This window comes from Wolbachia endosymbiont (group B) of Philonthus cognatus, assembly GCF_947179345.1.
Classification (GTDB): Bacteria; Pseudomonadota; Alphaproteobacteria; order Rickettsiales; family Anaplasmataceae; genus Wolbachia.
The window spans coordinates 699036-717121 of sequence record NZ_CAMXBG010000002.1 but is presented as its reverse complement, the minus strand read 5'-3'; the positions used below and the strand labels follow the sequence as shown (position 1 = coordinate 717121).

Sequence of the window (18086 nt, the reverse complement as noted above, 5' to 3'; positions counted from 1 at the left end):
GATCGAAATTTTTGGAAAGATCTTTATTGGAAAATTCAGGGACAGGAATAACATTTTTAAGCTATCGTATAACTATCACTTGCTCGCTGGGAGCTCTATTTTTCATACCACTCATTTATGAGTTTATTGATATCAGAATCTATAAAATCCTTTAGTGGTTGACTGGTTTTTATCTCGGCATTTTTAGGGATACACCTATCTTTACATATTGCGTACTTTATATGAAAGTTAATATCAGCGTATTCCTGATTTGGAATGATATTGTTTTTAAAGGGAAATAACACCATATCTTCATATATGTTACTAACAAATGTAACTTCCCCAACTTTATCTTCATGTTCCTTGGGAGTAGGCCAATGAATATCTATATTTGATATGTTACCCTGACAGTCAAAGGAAGTAGGAAGGCCGAAATCTCCAGGGTCTTTGTAATATATATGCCAACCTGGTTTTATTGTAACCTTTATTGCGCCTTCAATGGTAAGGTTTGCTTTATTTACCTTACCAATGAGCAGATCAAATTTTGCAACTTCTTCTTCAGCGCACAATTGAGTGCAAGAAAAAAGTAAAAGTAGGATTGAGTATATACGTATTTTCATAAATACTCTATTTATGAAGAAAATAATTTAAGTTCTATCTATTATAATAAAAATATTATATAAATCATTTGTTAATATAATATTATGCTAATACAAATATAGTAGCAATTATAACTTTCATATATTATTTTTTTATTTTTAAGCAGTTATAATATTAAAGAGACGTAACAAATATAAATAGTAGTGGCTTTGCATAGAAAATCACAAATTTATTTCCTTTATAAATGTAAGACTTTTTAGAACTAGAAAGATACCTTGGAGCAAGTTGCTCCAAGGCTCTTGTTTACTTAGAATCCACCCATTCCGCCCATTGCTCCTGCACCCATAGGTGATGAAGCATTTTCTTCTTTGTTTGGTAGATCAACTATCATAGATTCAGTAGTAATAAGTGCGCTTGCTACAGACACTGCCGTTTCAAAAGCAATACGAACTACTTTTGCCGGATCAATTACACCAGCTGTTGATGCATTAGCGTAGTTCATAGCCTCAACGTTGTATATAAGCTCTTTATCATTCTGCTTAATCAAATAGTCAATTATAACAGCAGATTCAAGACCAGCATTTTTAACCAATCTTTTGATTGGAGCACTGAGAACTTTTTTGACAATGTTGATACCTATTTGCTCTTCATCGCTTGAAGCTTTTAGCTTATCAAGAGCAGATGCAGCATAAAGAAGCGCAACTCCTCCACCTGGAACTATCCCTTCTTCAATTGCAGCTCTTGTTGCATGCAGAGCATCTTCGACTCTATCTCTACGCTCTTTAACTTCCACTTCAGTTGCTCCACCAACTTTGAGCACAGCAACACCCCCTGATAATTTCGCTAAACGCTCTCTCAGCTTTTCTTTATCATAATCAGAGGTTGAAGTTTCAATCTGAGATTTAATCTGGTTAACTCTAGCATCTACTCTGTTTTTTTTATCAGAGTCGCTGTCTTCACTAACAATTGTAGTATTGTCTTTAGTGATTTTAACATTTTTGGCAGTACCAAGATCTTCAAGAGTCAAATCTTCCATCTTGATTCCAAGCTCATCTTTTATGACATACTTAGCACCTGTTAAAGCTGCTATATCTTCGAGCATCTCCTTTCTCCTATCACCAAAACCTGGAGCTTTTACTGCAGCAACTTTTAGACCACGTAATTTGTTGATCACTAAAGTGCTTAATGCTTCACCTTCAACATCTTCTGCAATGATAAACAAAGGTTTACCAGACTTAAAAATAGCCTCAAGAATAGGAAGTAAAGGTTGAATAATATTAAGTTTTTTTTCTGTAATCAGCAAATATGGATCATCAAGCTCCACGCTCATCTTTTCATTATTTGTAACAAAGTATGGAGAGAGATAACCACGGTCAAACTGCATACCAGTTGTAAGTTCAACTTCTAATTCTTTTGAACCCTTACTCTCTTCAACAGTGATGACGCCTTCTTTTCCAACCTTTTTAACAGCATCAGCAATGCTATTACCAATATCTTTATCACCATTTGCAGAAATTATTGCAACTTGTGCAACTTCATCCATTTTCTCTAAAGAAATTGTGCGAGACATTGATGTAATCTCCTTTAATATCACATCTTTTGCCTTCTGTATTCCATTTTTGATACAAATACGATCATTTCCAGCTGCAATTGACTTTGAAGCTTCCATTATCATATTGCTAGTCAGTATTGAGCATGTTGTGGTACCATCACCAACTTTGTCATTACACTGAGAAGCACTTTGAGCAATGGTGCTTACTATCGCAGAGTGTAATGGTTTTTCAGGCTTTATACCTTTCATTACCTTATAGCCATCCTTTGTGACCTCTGGTCCACCATATGGCTTGCTAATTCCTACTGTATTTCCCCTAGGCCCTGCAGTTGCTCCCACCGTTGAGTCAACCATTGCTGCAACTTCACGAAAGGCTTCTTGCAACTGTTCGCCTGATACTACTATGTTAGCCATTTTTATCACTCCTTAAATTAATAAAAAATTTAGAATATTAAAATACATAATGCACTATATAGCGCATTAGTTTAGTAAAATAGGAATACCTACTTGATAACAGCAAGTAGGTCTGACTCCTTCATCACGACATACTTTTCATTATCATGCTCTACTTCTGTCCCAGCCCACTGCCTGTAGAAAACCTTATCACCAGTTTTTACAGTTAAAGCTATACGCTCTCCGCTTGAGTTGCGTGAACCACTACCAATTGCTATAACTTCACCTTTAGTAGGCTTCTTTTCAGCACTTGATGGTAGTACAATTCCACCTTGTTTTTCTTCAGTAATAGGCTTTATTAGCACGTTATCATCTAATACATTCAAATTTACACTTGACATTTATGTTTCCTCATTAATAGATTAACCTACAATTCTATGTAGTCATCTAAAGGTTACATTTCAAGGGTTGGAGTTAGTAAAAGTGTATAATTTAAGGTTTGAACAGAAGTTTTATGGGTTACATACCGCTAGCAAACCGTAGTCTAATATCTTTATACGGACCAGATACGAGAGATTTTCTTCAGGGTGTTATAACAAATGATATTAATAAACTAAGTAGCCAGCAGGCAATTTACTCTTTATTACTCAACCCTCAGGGAAAATATCTGTACGATTTTTTCCTCATTGAGCATGATAAATATATTTATTTGGAGTGTGAAAATGCCCATCTACAGCAAATAATTGAAAAATTAGACTTGCTCAAAACTTACCTTAGAGTGAGGATTAAAGACATTAGTTCACTATATAAGGTTGGAGTTTTGTTTGATGCTAAGTTGGCGAAGTGTAGTAGTAAGTCACAAGTTATTTTTCAAGATCCAAGGCACAAGCTGCTAGGAATGAGGATCATACATGAAGATGAAATAAAAGAACCGGTTGGAGATTTTATTCAGTATGAAAAAGTTAGAATTAAAAACCTTGTCCCAGATGGAGCAAAAGATATGGTGCAAAATTCATCATTTCCGCTGCAATATTTAATCGATAAGATAAATGGTATAAGCTTTAATAAAGGGTGCTATATAGGTCAGGAAGTTGTAAATCGAATGAGCAGACAAGAAAAATTCAGAAGGAAACTTTACCTTGTTGAGGGAAAAAATGCACTTCCAAATATTGGCACTAAAGTAATCAGTGAACATAATGAAGAAGTAGGAGAACTACGCTCTAGTGTCGACAATATTGGACTTGCATTGCTTAATACTGGAAAAAGCCACGCAAATTTATATGTCGGTGGAGTTAGCATTAAGACGTTATAAAATATCTATTCGGGTAAAAGCACCTTTTTCTTGTTTGAATGTTTGTGATACTAGTTAAATTCTTGACTTTCTTGCTTAAATGTATAATAATTAAAGTATTAGTGTTTTTATAAATATTATGGCTATTAGAAAAGAAGAGCTTTTATTCTGGTTTAGGGAAAGTGTGTTGAATGATCATAATCTGGATCTATTTAAAGACTTCTTGCAAGAAAGCTATAAACATGCATATAAAGAGTGGAAGGAGAAGGAATTTGATATAAATCATCTATTTAGCTTAGAGGAAATAGAGTATAGATATCAAAGTACATTATTGCATTTAGTAGTTGGAGATTTTGATTACTTAGAGGAGGAAAAGAAGAAGTTAATACGATATCTATTAGACGAAGGTGCTAATGTTAATGCACTAGATTCTTTTAGAAACACTCCTTTGCACAAGAGTCATGAAAAAGAGGTAACACAAATTTTACTAGATGCAGGTGCTAATGTTAATAAACGAAATTCTTGTGGAAACACTCCTTTGCACGAGAGTTGTTACAAAGAGGTAATACAAATTTTACTAGATGCAGGTGCTAATCCTTTTATAAAGGATCATTATGGAAAGACTGCAAGAGATTGTACCTATGATAAAGAAAGAAAGCAGCTTTTAAAAAAGGCAGAGGATAAATACAAGTATAAGGCAATGAAAGTTGGTAGTGTTTGTGGTGTTGTAGCTGCATTAGCAGTTGGTGGTGGACTTTTTGCTGCTGGTGGTTGCATTACCAATACTGGTTTTAGTTGGTATAGTTGTAGCTGCTGCTGTACTCACTGGACTTATTGCTGGTGGTATTACATATGCAGTATCTACTAAGATAGAAAATCCTGACACATCAAGGTCGGCAACAGAACAAGGTTTGCCTCAGCCAAATTAAGTAAAAGGAAGAAAAGACTTCTTCCTTTTCTCCAAGTTTTTTACTTCGTTAGGTACCCTTAATCCTATTCAGGGTACCTAGATCTGATAATAGGTGTAACCATTGCTCGAACAGAAACAATGTTTTTAGCGTCGTTTTTTAAAGAATGACACTATTTCCATTTGATTAGAAGCCCCTTTTTCTTGTTTTAGTTATTCACAGAATTGTTAATAACTAAGTTGATAACCCAGAGAAATACATATTTTACACATTATGAGTACTTCGGAGATCTATAATAAATATGATCTCCAAATACTAATATATATATAATTGAAAGCAAAAGAACTGTGGATAACTCTAAAAAGTTATATTTATTTTAATATTTTTTAAAAAAAAGAAACAACCATTAAGGGAGCCAAGCTAATACAATTATATAAAAGATTACATATTTGGTTATAATTTTAATATTTTTCTAACAAAAGCCAATAAGGGGGTAGTCTTGGAAAATTTTTCCTAAAAGATAAAATTTTTAAGTGCTTTTGAAGTGATACTTTAGGTATTTTTAAAGTAATACTTTTAAAGTATCAATTGAACATTTTTGAGCATTAATCTGGAGGTTCAACAGGCACTTTTTTATGCTGTTTGAGAAGAGCAAAAATTGAATTTTCTCTTGCTGAAAGCTTGTGTTTCTTATATTTTCCATAATATACATTATGTAATTTTCGATACTAATAAAAATATCCGCCAATCTTTTAAACAACAACCTATCGAACCTCCGGATTAGTACTTAAAAGGAACTATTAAAGTACCTCTTTAAGATTAAATTGCTACTTTAAAAACACTTAAAATTTCAACCTTTAGCTCCAATACGACCCTCTATTTGTCTTTTATCAAAAAAGTGTTAAGATATTTATCAATTGAGTAAGTTTTTCTGTAAATATTTCAATCTAATCATACTCTTTTTGATGTCTTTTTTGATCTTTTTCAGAGTTATCCACAGTTTTTTTATTCTCAATTATATATAAAAAATTTGGAGAAAAGAGGAAGAAGTCTCTTCTTCCTTTTTTTACTTAACTACACTACAATACTTGCCGCTGTACTAGCTTTTTGTTCTGCATCAACGCTATCTTGCAGTCATTCCATAATGATCCTTTATAAAAAGATCAGCACCTGCATCTAGTAAAATTTGTGTTACCTCTTTGTCATGACTATTGTGCAAAGGAGTTTTTCCAAAAGAATCTCGTGCATTAACATTAGCACCTTTGTCTAATAGATATCGTATTAACTTCTTCTCCTCCTCCTCTAAGCAATCAAAATCTCCAACTATTACATGCAATAATGTAACTTTATATCTATACTCTCTTTTCTCTAAGCTAAATAGATGATTTATATCAAATTCTTCCTCCTTCCACCTTTGATATGTATCGCAAACTTCCGTTGAAACGATAAAAAAGGGTGAAGTTACTGCTATTCACTTTTTGTATAGTTTTTAGCAAAAGCTTCCTCCCAAGTGCCTTGAGTTGCTGCACGGCTATACTCTGTTACTCTATTTTCAAAGAAATTTGTATGTTCCACGCCATTTAGTATTTCATCAAGCCACGGAATAGGGTTATCTTGAACATTATATATAGATTTAAGACCTAATTGCGTTAACCTTCTGTTTGCTATGTAACGTATATAATTGCGCACTTCCTCTGCAGATAGCCCTTCAACATCTCCTAAATCAAAAGCAAGACTTATAAATTCATCTTCAAGTTCAACAATAGTGCGACATGCAGAATATAATTCTTCTTTGAACTCGTCATTCCAAATTTCATTATTCTCTTTAATAAACGTATTGAACAAATTGATAATTGAATTGGTATGCAAGGTTTCGTCACGTGCTGACCAAGCAATTATTTGCCCCATACCTTTCATTTTTCCAAACCGTTGAAAATTGAGCAAAATTGCAAATGATGCAAATAACTGCAATCCTTCAGTGAAGGCACCAAATACTGCTAAAGTTTTAGCAACATGTTTTTTATCGTGCTTTTTACTTTCCTCAAATTCTAACATGTATTCATACTTCTTTCTCATAGCATCATATTTTAAGAATGCTTGATATTCACTTTCTGGCATGCCAATCGTATCTAGAAGGTATGAATAGGCTGCAATGTGTATAGTCTCCATATTGGAAAAGCTTGCAAGCATCATACATATTTCTGTTGGCTTAAATATATTTGAATAATGCCTCATATAGCAATTATTTACTTCAATATCTGCTTGAGTAAAAAACCTAAAAATCTGGGTCAATAAATTTTTCTCTACATTCGAAAGTTTAGTTTTCCAATCTTTCACATCATCAGCAAGCGGAACTTCTTCAGGTATCCAGTGTATCCTTTGTTGCTGCAACCATGCATCATATGCCCAAGGATAATTAAAAGGCTTGTATATTGGATCTGCTTCTAGCAATGACATAAGGTACCTAATTATTTTGAAGTAAATATTATATTAAATGATATTGAGAATCAGTCAATTTAACTTTTTTGAAATTTGACGACAGATAGTTTATCAGTGTATTATGATTTCAAATAACTAATTGACAAAATGCGAGTATTAATATTTTCTGTTTTGCTGTTTTCAGTAGGCTGCATGCACACTATCTATAATCACGGAGTTCCTGGCATTAATGTTGAACTGTGGAGCAAAATAAAAGTAGGTGATGATAGAGAAAAAGTGGTTCATACTTTAGGATTGCCAACATTAGTATCAAAGTTCGACGAAAATGTTTGGTACTATGTCTCATATAAAATTAAACAAGCTAACTTCTTGGGAAAAAGGAAGTACAGTAGTAAGTCTCTGCAAATTTCGTTTAATCAGAATGACGAAGTTACAGATATAAGAGAAATCAACGTTGCAGAAAGGTCTTTAGCTGTTGTTGATTGAAAATTTGCTGATCTATTTTTCATCACAAGTAACTAATTCAGGTAACGTAAATTCACCTATTTAGAATAAAATCTAACGTGACTTCGCGCCAAATGTGATGCTGCTCAGCAGGTAAGCCAATTAACGGGCTACATTTATACACTGCACGCATTGCATTATCTGCTGCTGATCTAAAAAGAGGATTATTTTGATAAGAACTACTATCTGCTACGTTGGCTACAACGATCTCGCCTTTACTGGATAATAATAAGTTAATTTTTATACTAAAATTTTCTTTATAAACTATGCCCTCAGGAATGCTCCAACACTCTGTCAGTTTATCCCTTATAGAATTAATAATTTCTGTTACAGCCAATTCATCATCTTTGTTCTCAATATTTTTCTTATCTCTTATTTCATTTTTCACCTCTTTGATGTATTCTCTTAGTTTTCTTTCTACACCCTTTTTTCTTTTGGGAATTGGAATACCCTCATCAATTTCCTGTATTTCAATAATTTGCCTCGGTTGTACTAACTCAACTAATTCTTTTTTTCTTTGTGGTATAGGAATAACTGATGAATCATTCGTTTGGGCTTTCATTGAAAAAAGCAAAAAACAACATAGAGACAAAAGAAGAATATAATTAAAATAGAGAGGGCGCATATGTTAAGCAGCTTGTTTTACTGGTTTAAAGCTAATATTGCACATAAAGTCAATATATTTCAGTTGACTTAAACTCAAATTTGCTACACTAATTTTATTATCTCTATAATATCATATGGTCAATATACTCTAAATGAGATGGAAAGATGAAGGTGTTATTATAGCTGTTAAAAAATACGGTGATAAAAATTTAATTCTTTCTCTATTTACAAAAAATCATGGAAAGTGCAGAGGATTAACTAGGTTAACAAACAATAGCAATTATAAGTTTCAAATAAGTAATCTATTACATGCAGAATGGAGTGCTAAGCTACCTGAAAATCTAGGTTTTTTAAAGTGCGAATTGATTGAATCTCCATTTCATCATTTCTTTCAAGATAGGTTAAAAAGCATTGCTATTGTTTCTTTCTCGTCTATATTAGAAAAAGTGCTTCCAGAAAGTGAATCCTGCATCAAGTTGTATGATAATTTTAGACACTTCATCGATGTAATAAAACATAATAGCCAGTTTTGGCAAAGTCATTACCTTAACTTAGAGCTTCTGCTTCTTACGCAACTTGGATTTAAGTTAGACCTATCAAAATGTGCTGTAACAGGTGTGAAAGAAAATCTACAATTTATTTCTCCAAAAACTGGTAGAGCAGTGTCAAAAAAAGTAGGTGACTGTTATGCAGATAAATTACTACCTTTTCCACAGATGTTGCATGATGTATACAATAACAACCTACAAAATAGCTACTCATATCAAGAATTCAGACTAGGGTTAAAAATTACAGGGTATTTTTTAAATAAATATCTATTTCTGCAGTTAAATGCGAAATTTCCGGAGTTGAGAAATTTTATGCTATCATTTGAATCTTAGTTACTACTTATTTAAAAGAACTTCAACCAGTAACCACTCTATTTCTACCACTGTTTTTTGCTTTATATAAATATTTGTCAGCACGTACTATAAATTTTTTAACATCATCAAGGTCAGATCTTTGCATTGCTGAAATTCCAATGCTCACAGTTACATTATGGGTTGTATTTTTATCCACAAGTATAAAAGGTTCTTTGGCAATAATTTTCCTTATTCTCTCTGCAATAGTATACGCATCTGATACATTGGTATCTGGCATTACAACAACAAATTCCTCACCACCAAACCTAGCTAATAAATCTGTCACTCTGATATTTTCAGAAATTCTTTTCTGTATTTCCTTTAAAAGTTCATCTCCAGCATTATGCCCAAAGTTATCATTCACCATCTTAAAATAATCTATATCAAGTATCATAAGAGATAAACTTCTATCTTTTTCCACAGAATCCTTAACAATATTTCTTAAGTGTGCATCAAAATATCTTCTATTATAACAGTTAGTTAATGGATCCTTTATAGACATTTCCACATTATTAAATAAATTCATTCTCAAGGCATCTTGATACCTTTTGCGTTTCACTTGCAAATTAACCCTAGCTATTAATTCACTCTCATCTAAAGGTACTGTTAAATAATCATTAGCACCTACATCAAGTGCCTTTACTAAATTGCTTTTATCATAATCTTCAGAAAGGATCAGAATTGGTGTATAACGTGTTTCTACTTTACTACGAAACTTAGAACACAACCGTAGGCCGTCAGTTTTTGAAAACTGCATGTCAGAAATAATCAGGTCGTAATTATCCTTAATACCAACCTTTAATGCTTCTTTTGGATCGTGCAGTATTTTAATTGATCTGAAGCGTTGCTTTAGAACATTGTGTATCTGCTCTGCTTGAAAGGTGTCCTCATCTACAACAAGTATATTAGCATCAAAAATCTGATTAGAATAATCCATAATACTGCTTTCTGCTACTCCACCAATCTCAGCATTAGTTTCTCCTCTCAAGCACAACTCATCTATTATCATCTTTAAGCGCACAAGAGACTTAATTCTTGCAGATAAAGCAGTTTCATCTATCGGCTTAGTTAGAAAGTCATCCGCACCAGCATTAATTCCTTCCACTCTATCATGAGTGTCATGCAGCGCAGTTACCATAATTATTGGAATATAAGTCGTTAAGGGATCATTCTTTAGCTTCTTACAAACCTCAAAACCACTCATTTTTGGCATCATGACATCAAGTAAGATAATATCTGGCTGCTGTTCCGCTACTAAATCTATCGCCTCCTCGCCATCATAAGCTACAATAACTGTATAGTACTCTGCTTTTAGCTGAGCCTCCAAAAGCTTAACATTAGATGGTATATCATCTACTACTAGGATTTTTGCTGTCATTTTTTGTACTATCTACATTGTAAGTAGGATAAAGCTTGCCATCTTCACCAATTATGTAATTGACTTTTTCAACGTTATGCTCTTCATATAATTCTTTAATTCCGGTATCCTTCAACAATTTCCTAACTCTTGATTTTACAACCCAGAAATACCTATATATATTTTTAATAAGATTAAGAAATACAGGTACTTTACTTTTATCAAGAACAATTATACTCACTAAAGCTACAACTAAAACTTCTGACAGACCTATATTAAACATTTTTCCTATGAAGCAAGTATTTTAACTCTTCTGATTATGAGTATTAATTTACTTAAATCAAGTTTATAAGCGACCATCTCATCTAAAAAGCTATTGTAGCGCTCTATATAATCCTTATCATTAATAGCCCAAGTTTGAACCTTGTCTACATGATTATCAGTAGCTTTTATAACTTTAACAGCTAGCTTATGTTGATAATTGCTTAAATCATCTAATAAATCATTAATTAAGCTGCGATCCCAATAGGAAGAATGGCTTTTCATCTTGCCAGCAACTGTTCTAATCATATCAAATCTTAGCAGCGACTTTAATTCAAAGTATATTCTACCAGCCTCAAGGATGGACAAAGATGTCTGCTCAGCAACAGATATAACGTCCAGCGCATAAATAAGAATACGTAGATCAGCAACCCTTTTTGCTAGATCTTTATTTATGTTAAGCTCTAACAAAGAAGCTAATCCATGATTATAGACCTCTAATAGGTGCTCATCTAAAATATCATGGCCTAAAGTTTCAATTGCACCCCTAAATTTTGTAACACCATCTAGTTCTACAAGATTAAGCTTACCAAGATTTTTTACTAACCAAAATGATACCCTACCAATAAATTTTTGCACACTTCTCACTACTTGCAAATATGAATCAACATCAATTTTTCCATCCAATTCATCAATTTTCTGCCAAAGGCTACTTAAATTATATAGGTGATTAACAACGATATATATGTTAACTGCTTCATGTACTTTAATTCCAGTACTCTCAACCAAATTATTAATAAATATACAGCCCATCCTATTTACTACATCGTTTGTAATGCAAGTAGAAATAATTTCCCTACAAAGTTGGTGTTTCAATATGGAATCCTTGAACTCTGTTACCATCCTTTGTGGAAAGTAATTTAGTAAGTAATCACGGCACAAAAAATCTTTTTCAGGTAGCTCAGAGTGTATAACTTCATTTTTTATTGCTGTTCTTGCATAAGACATCAGAACAGAAAGCTGAGGAGAACAGAAACCTTCTCCATCAGTTAACATTCTTGCTACCTCTTCTTCAGCTGGAAGAAATTCTACATCTCGGTTTAGCAGCCCAAATTTCTCTAAACTGAGTAATAATTTATGGTGCTGCTCCAACTTTTCTTTAGCTTGCAAGCACTCAAGAAGCAATGCTTTTGTTTCAATCCTGTTATGGTTTTCAAGTACCTTAGATGCAACTTCATCTATCATGCTAGCCAGTATTTCATTCCTTTTTTCCAAGGAAATTCCCCCTTCTTTCATAATTGCAACAAAAGCAATCTTGATGTTAACTTCAAGATCGGAACATATTACTCCTGCTGAATTATCAACAAAATCTGCATTGATGTACCCACCTCTCTTAGCATACTCTACCCTTCCAAGCTGCGTGCAACCAAGATTGCCACCCTCTATAAACATAGAAGCTCTAATATCCTCACCATTCACTCTTAACTCATCGTTTGCTTTATCACCAACCATGCCATGGCTTTCACTCTTTGCCTTAACAAATGTGCCAATTCCTCCATTCCATATGAAGTCCACTTTTGCCTTGAGCAGATACCGAATCAAATCATTTGGAGATAAGATATCTTCCACTATATCAAAGCACTTTTTCATTTCTTGAGAAATGTCTACTTGCTTGCTGCTACGCTCAAATACCCCACCACCATAAGAAATCAAATCTTTATTGTAATCCATCCAAGTGGAAAACGGTAATTCAAAGAGGCGTTTACGCTCTGCGAAACTTTTTTCTGCGTCAGGGTTTGGATCAACAAAAATATGCATATGGTTAAATGCACCAATCAAGCGCATATCTTTTGAAAGCAGCATACCGTTTCCAAACAGATCGCCAGCCATATCTCCAATTCCAATAACAGTTGCATCTTGGTAAATATCCTTATTCATTCTCCAAAAATGCCGCTCTGCTGCAATCCATGCACCTCTTGCTGTAATACCCATTTTTTTGTGGTCATAACCTGCTGATCCACCAGATGCAAATGCATCTCCAAGCCAAAAATTACATTCATAAGCTATTTGGTTAGCATAATCAGAAAATGAAGCAGTGCCTTTATCTGCCGCAACTACCAAATATGGATCATCTTCGTCATACCTAATTACATTCTCTGGTGGAATTATTTTGCCATCAACTACATTATCAGTAATATCAAGCATTCCTCTAATGAAATTCTTGTAGCATTCAACACCTTTCTCTCTTAAAGTGTTTTTGTCTTTATAAACTTGCTTTATTACAAACCCACCTTTTGCACCAACAGGTACAATAACTGCATTTTTTGTCATCTGGGCTTTCATGAGGCCCAAAACTTCAGTGCGAAAATCTTCCGTCCTATCTGACCATCTCAAGCCGCCACGGGCCAATTTCCCTCCTCTTAGATGTATTCCTTCAAAAAGGTTTGAATAAACATACAATTCACGATATGGACGCGGATCAGGTAAATCATTTATCTTACTTGAATCAAATTTTATAGATAAGTAAGGTTTATCATCCTGATAATAACTGGTCCTCAAAATGGCCATCATCAAATTAAATATCGAACGTAAAACATAATCATGTGAAGCATTGCTGATTTCCTTTAGAAGCTCCTCGATTTTTTCTGTCAAAATGCTAGTAGTTTCTGCCCTATCAATATCTATTTTAGTATCAAATCTTGAATGAAATAATTCTACTAAATACCTTACTACTTTTGGATACTCTGATACTACTTTCTGGATATATTCTGGGTTATAGCTAAATGATGTCTGCTTTAGGTAGGCGCTTAGCGCTCTAATCAGAAGCACTTCCTTCCACTCGAGCCCAGCAATAATGATCAAGCTGTTAAAATAGTCATTTTTTATTTCCTTGCTGAACACTTTTACAAGTGTTACCTCAAACTGCTCTTTTAAAGTAATGTTGTCTATTAATTCATCAACTCTTGACAACACAAAATGATGTATCCATATTCCACCGTTGATTTCTATATAATAACCATTATGAGATAGAATCTTAGCCCCTAAATTCTTAGTAACCTTTAATATCTTTGACAATTCAAGGCCTCCGTTGCTTGGAGTGTAAACCTTCAATTGATAGTTGAGATTGTCACGAGTAAGCCTCAAATCAACTTCGCTGACTTTTTTCTTTCTCACTATCTCCAATTTTTTCATATCATAATACGCATCATGAGGTTCAAAATTCTCTTGATAACTTATCGGAAATGCCTTGCAATAGCGGATAAATATATCCTCAACAGTGCTAAAAGTATTATATAAATTGTCTATAAAACGATCTTCCCACTTTTCTGTAATGTTTCTTAACTTGTTTTCGATACGCAAAACTTCATCATCAAAAACGCTAGCACTTTTGGTTCTTAGCACCACGTGTAATTTCATCAAATCATATTCATTGATAATGTGATTGTTATAAATATCTGAACTTTCTGCATTCGTTTCATCTTTCAATATATCGCGTATCTTAAACATTAGTCTTGCACTAGCATAACGCATCGGTATCAATACTATGCAACTAATAAAGTTCCCTACCTTTCTCAAAAATAATTTGACTCTTGGTCTAATCGCAAGAGACATGATCGAGGTGCAAGTTTCAAATAACTCATCTTCATTTGATTGGAATAATTCGTCACAAGAAAATGCCTGTAAAATGGAAATTAAAGCTTTATTGTTATGGCCACCAGGAACAAATCCTGCCTTTTTTTCTATTGTTGTAACCTTATCCTTTATTACCGGAATAGTTCGAATATCTTGCACTTCTGCTATAGAAGTAAATAGCCCAAAAAAATGCTGTTCCTTTATTACATCACCCTGATCATTAAATTCTTTCACTCCTATACAATTCATATAGGTACGCCGATGAACTATTGAGATTAGGTCTGATCTTAGTATGTATAAAGAATTCAAGCTTTCAGAAGAAATTGATGAATTTTGGTACTCTTCACTTGCTCTCATTAACCCGAGGCTCTCCTTACCACTTAGAGCAAGCTTCCCTTCTTTATTAGTAATGTATTCTTGATAACCTAAAAATACAAAATTGTTATTTTTCAACCAAGCTAGAAAATCTCTGCCTCCAGCATCCAATGCCGGATGCTCAAGAAGCTTCTTGAGCATCAATTGCCAGTCCTTTACAACGCAGTTAACTGCTTTTAGCGTCTTTCGTAGAGATTCTTCTAGTGTATCAACAAAGCTACCACTTATGCCTTTAATAATTACATATATTACTGACTCTTTGATTCCATTACTTTCTTCCAAAAGATGAATTTTATCTATTAGGCTATTTTTTCTTTGAACATTAATTATGCTGTTACTATAATAGCATATAGTTAAACCGTGTGACTTAATAGTGGAAATGACAGAATCCACTAAAAAGGGCATGTCATAATTTGTGATTTTAATTATAGTGAAATTGCCTTCTATTCCTGAAATATCATTTACATTACTTACTGCCAATTTACTTTCTTCTTTTTCTTTTTTAAGAATGAAGTTGTATGCATCTTCTGCAATGTATAAAAGAAATTTATCGTTGACTTTTAGGTCACTATTATAAACAAAATTATAAAAGTACTGTATAAACTCTTTAATTTTTTCTTTCTCTTTTTTATTCCCTTGATCAACTAGCTTAAATAAAGACTCAACATTAACATTATGATTTATACACATTTTTCAAAACAAAAATACACAGCGAATCTAGATCTTTTTAACTAAGATTTCGTTACCAGAAGTATACACTATTAGCTGATCTCCTTCTACTATTTCCCCCGATAAAACTAACTTAGCTAGATTATTTTGAATGCATTCTTGTATTACCCTTTTCAGAGGCCGCGCTCCATATTCAGGGTCATATCCAGTTTGTGCTATTAGTTCTTTAGCTTCTTGCGATAAACTAATACTCAGTTTACGCTTAGCAAGCATCTTTTGTAAATAAGAGAATTGAACATCTATAATTTTATCAATGTCATCTTTGGTTAAGCTGTGGAATATAATAATTTCATCCAGTCTATTTAAAAATTCTGGACGAAACGCTGACTTAACTATTTTCATCACCTCATCTTTCACAGATTCGGTAGCTCCTCTTAGCATCACCTCAGCACCAAGGTTAGAAGTTAGAATCAGTATGGTATTGCGAAAATCAATCAATTTACCGTGGCTATCGGTGAGCCTGCCTTCATCCAAGATCTGCAGCAATATATTAAATATATCTGGATTTGCCTTTTCTATCTCATCAAACAAAATTACCTGATATGGTCTTCTCCTTACTGCCTCAGTTAACCTGCCACCTTGTTCATAGCCAACATATCCTGGAGGCGCACCAATTAACTTTGAAACGGAGTGTTTTTCCATATATTCTGACATATCAAAGCGTAGAAGTGCTGATTGATCATCAAACAAAAATTCGGCAAGGGATTTTGCCAACTCTGTTTTTCCAACTCCGGTTGGACCTAAGAATAAAAATGAACCAAAAGGTCGATTAGTATCCTGAACACCAGAGCGGGAGCGCCTTACTGCATTACTTATCGCTTCAATTGCATCTCTCTGCCCTATTACTCTTTTTCCTATTTCATTTTCCATGTTAAGGAGCTTTTCCTTTTCACTATGCATCATGTTATCAACTGGAATGCCTGTCCATTTTGAAACAATATTTGCAATATCACTCTCAGTCACTTCTTTCTTTAGGAAACTATCAGTAACTTTTTCCTGATTTTTTAACTCATTTTCAAGTTGAGGAATCACACCATACATCAACTCCCCTGCCCTTCCTAAATTTCCATTACGCTGAGCCAGTTCCAACTCTTTTCTCGAGTTATCCAATTTTTCAGCTGTTTCTTGTATTTTAGCTATCTTATTCTTTTCCATCTGCCATTTACTGCTTAAGTCAGCAAATTTACTGTTTAGACTCTCAATTTCCTCATTTATCTTTTTTAAACGTTGCTTAGAGTTTTCATCACTTTCTTTTTTCAAAGCCTCTGACTCAATTTTCAGCTGTATAATCTTTCTTTCAAGCTCATCAACAACCTCAGGCTTGCTGTCCATTTCAATTCTAACCCTACTTGCTGCTTCATCAATTAAATCGATCGCTTTATCAGGTAAAAACCTATCTGTTATATATCTATTAGAAAGCGTTGCAGCAGCGATTATTGCACCATCTGTGATTCTAATACCATGGTGCACCTCATACCTCTCCTTCAAACCCCTCAGTATTGAAATAGTATCAGTCTCAGTAGGTTGAGAAATAAACACAGGCTGAAAACGCCTTGCAAGCGCAGGGTCTTTCTCTATATGTTGACGATACTCATCCAAAGTTGTAGCCCCTATACAGCGAATTTCTCCACGCGCAAGAGCAGGCTTGAGCAAATTTGAAGCATCCATCGCACCACTTGTCGCTCCTGCTCCCACTAAAGTATGAAGCTCATCTATAAACAAAATAACTTTTCCCTCTGCTTTTGAAATCTCATTAATCACTGCTTTTAGTCTCTCTTCAAACTCCCCTCTAAATTTTGTTCCAGCAATTAATGCACCAAGATCCAAAGCTAAAACTTTTGCATCACGCAAACCAAGTGGTACATCATTTGCAACAATTCTGTTTGCTAAACCTTCAACTATTGCAGTTTTTCCAACACCAGGTTCACCTATCAGTACTGGATTATTTTTTGTTCGCCTCAACGATACCTGCATAGTTCTTCTGATTTCCTCATCACGACCAATTACAGGATCAAGCTTACCTTGCATAGCAAGCTCTGTAATATCTTTTGTATACCTCTTTGCCGCATTTAATTTTTCCTCGCTATTTGGAGAGTCTGCACTGCCACCTTTTCTCATTTCTGCAATAACTGAATTTAATTTTTGCGGTGTTACACCACCTTCTGCTAAAATTTTACCTACAATTTCATCTTTTTGTGCAGCAAGGCCCTGCAGTAACCGCTCAACAGTAACAAATGTGTCTTTATTTCTCCTCGCAATACCAATTGAATCATCAAAAACTTTTGCTACCTCTCTTGAAAGCTGAAGCCCACCACTACCTGGTCCTCCAACCACTGGAAACTTTTTAATTGCACTACTCACAGCATCAGAAATATTCTGAACATTTCCACCACAAGCGCCTATCAAATCCTGAACTAAACCTGACTCATCTTCAAGCATTACTTTAAGTAAATGTTCAGGCATAAAAATCTGATGCCCAGCTCCCAATGCTTTAATTTGAGCGCTCTGGATTAGGCTTTTTGCTTTTTCGGTAAATTTATTCAAGTCCATAATACAA

General features: G+C 34.0%; 14 protein-coding genes. 4 read left to right on the top strand and 10 right to left on the bottom strand.

Going from position 1 to position 18086, the window contains the following annotated elements:
• Window positions 1-95: 95 nt before the first annotated feature.
• The 3 genes from ONG78_RS05290 to ONG78_RS05280 form a co-directional block, all read right to left on the bottom strand.
• Window positions 96-599 (bottom strand): protein-disulfide reductase DsbD domain-containing protein, encoded by a 504-nt coding sequence (locus tag ONG78_RS05290; protein WP_264376423.1) that lies wholly within the window; start codon window positions 597-599, stop codon window positions 96-98.
• A 287-nt stretch (window positions 600-886) separates the two neighbouring features.
• A complete protein-coding gene (groL, locus tag ONG78_RS05285; RefSeq protein ID WP_264377856.1) occupies window positions 887-2545 on the bottom strand; it encodes a chaperonin GroEL in 1659 nt (552 codons plus the stop codon).
• 89 nt (window positions 2546-2634) lie between these two features.
• On the bottom strand, window positions 2635-2925 hold the full coding sequence (locus tag ONG78_RS05280) for a co-chaperone GroES (RefSeq protein WP_007302813.1): 291 nt from the start codon (window positions 2923-2925) through the stop codon (window positions 2635-2637).
• A 113-nt stretch (window positions 2926-3038) separates the two neighbouring features.
• Between ONG78_RS05280 and ygfZ the strand changes: the two genes are divergently transcribed.
• Window positions 3039-3836: a CAF17-like 4Fe-4S cluster assembly/insertion protein YgfZ gene (ygfZ, locus tag ONG78_RS05275; protein ID WP_006012580.1), complete on the top strand. Its 798-nt coding sequence runs from the start codon at window positions 3039-3041 to the stop codon at window positions 3834-3836.
• Window positions 3837-3954: 118 nt separating this feature from the next.
• Window positions 3955-4683: an ankyrin repeat domain-containing protein gene (locus ONG78_RS05270; RefSeq protein WP_264377855.1), complete on the top strand. Its 729-nt coding sequence runs from the start codon at window positions 3955-3957 to the stop codon at window positions 4681-4683.
• A 1163-nt stretch (window positions 4684-5846) separates the two neighbouring features.
• Here ONG78_RS05270 and ONG78_RS05265 read toward each other — a convergent pair.
• Both ONG78_RS05265 and ONG78_RS05260 read right to left on the bottom strand, forming a co-directional pair.
• The gene (locus ONG78_RS05265; RefSeq protein WP_264377854.1) at window positions 5847-6059 is read right to left on the bottom strand and encodes an ankyrin repeat domain-containing protein; all 213 of its coding nucleotides are present in this window, start codon (window positions 6057-6059) and stop codon (window positions 5847-5849) included.
• A gap of 131 nt (window positions 6060-6190) precedes the next feature.
• Entirely contained in the window at window positions 6191-7180 is a 990-nt protein-coding gene (locus ONG78_RS05260) for a ribonucleotide-diphosphate reductase subunit beta (protein WP_264377853.1), read from the bottom strand.
• Window positions 7181-7309: 129 nt separating this feature from the next.
• Between ONG78_RS05260 and ONG78_RS05255 the strand changes: the two genes are divergently transcribed.
• Window positions 7310-7648 carry an outer membrane protein assembly factor BamE gene (locus ONG78_RS05255; protein ID WP_029237605.1) on the top strand — a complete coding sequence of 113 codons (339 nt, stop codon included), beginning with the start codon at window positions 7310-7312 and terminating at the stop codon, window positions 7646-7648.
• Between the two features lie 52 nt (window positions 7649-7700).
• Here ONG78_RS05255 and ONG78_RS05250 read toward each other — a convergent pair whose 3' ends face one another.
• A complete protein-coding gene (locus tag ONG78_RS05250; RefSeq protein WP_264377852.1) occupies window positions 7701-8228 on the bottom strand; it encodes a hypothetical protein in 528 nt (175 codons plus the stop codon).
• A gap of 196 nt (window positions 8229-8424) precedes the next feature.
• Between ONG78_RS05250 and recO the strand changes: the two genes are divergently transcribed.
• Window positions 8425-9153: a DNA repair protein RecO gene (gene recO, locus ONG78_RS05245; RefSeq protein WP_007302913.1), complete on the top strand. Its 729-nt coding sequence runs from the start codon at window positions 8425-8427 to the stop codon at window positions 9151-9153.
• 22 nt (window positions 9154-9175) lie between these two features.
• Here the strand turns inward: recO and ONG78_RS05240 are convergent, their stop codons facing one another.
• The 4 genes from ONG78_RS05240 to clpB are packed head-to-tail and all read right to left on the bottom strand — an operon-like array spanning window position 9176 to window position 18079.
• Window positions 9176-10552 (bottom strand): PleD family two-component system response regulator, encoded by a 1377-nt coding sequence (locus ONG78_RS05240; protein WP_264377851.1) that lies wholly within the window; start codon window positions 10550-10552, stop codon window positions 9176-9178.
• Window positions 10524-10814, bottom strand: a complete 291-nt coding sequence (gene tatB / locus ONG78_RS05235; protein ID WP_010401887.1) for a Sec-independent protein translocase subunit TatB — start codon at window positions 10812-10814, stop codon at window positions 10524-10526. Before tatB ends, ONG78_RS05240 begins: the two co-directional genes overlap by 29 nt.
• Before the next feature lie 5 nt (window positions 10815-10819).
• Complete coding sequence (locus ONG78_RS05230) at window positions 10820-15490, bottom strand: NAD-glutamate dehydrogenase (protein WP_264377850.1); 4671 nt, start codon at window positions 15488-15490, stop codon at window positions 10820-10822.
• A 27-nt stretch (window positions 15491-15517) separates the two neighbouring features.
• A complete protein-coding gene (gene clpB / locus ONG78_RS05225; protein ID WP_264377849.1) occupies window positions 15518-18079 on the bottom strand; it encodes an ATP-dependent chaperone ClpB in 2562 nt (853 codons plus the stop codon).
• Window positions 18080-18086 lie beyond the last annotated feature (7 nt).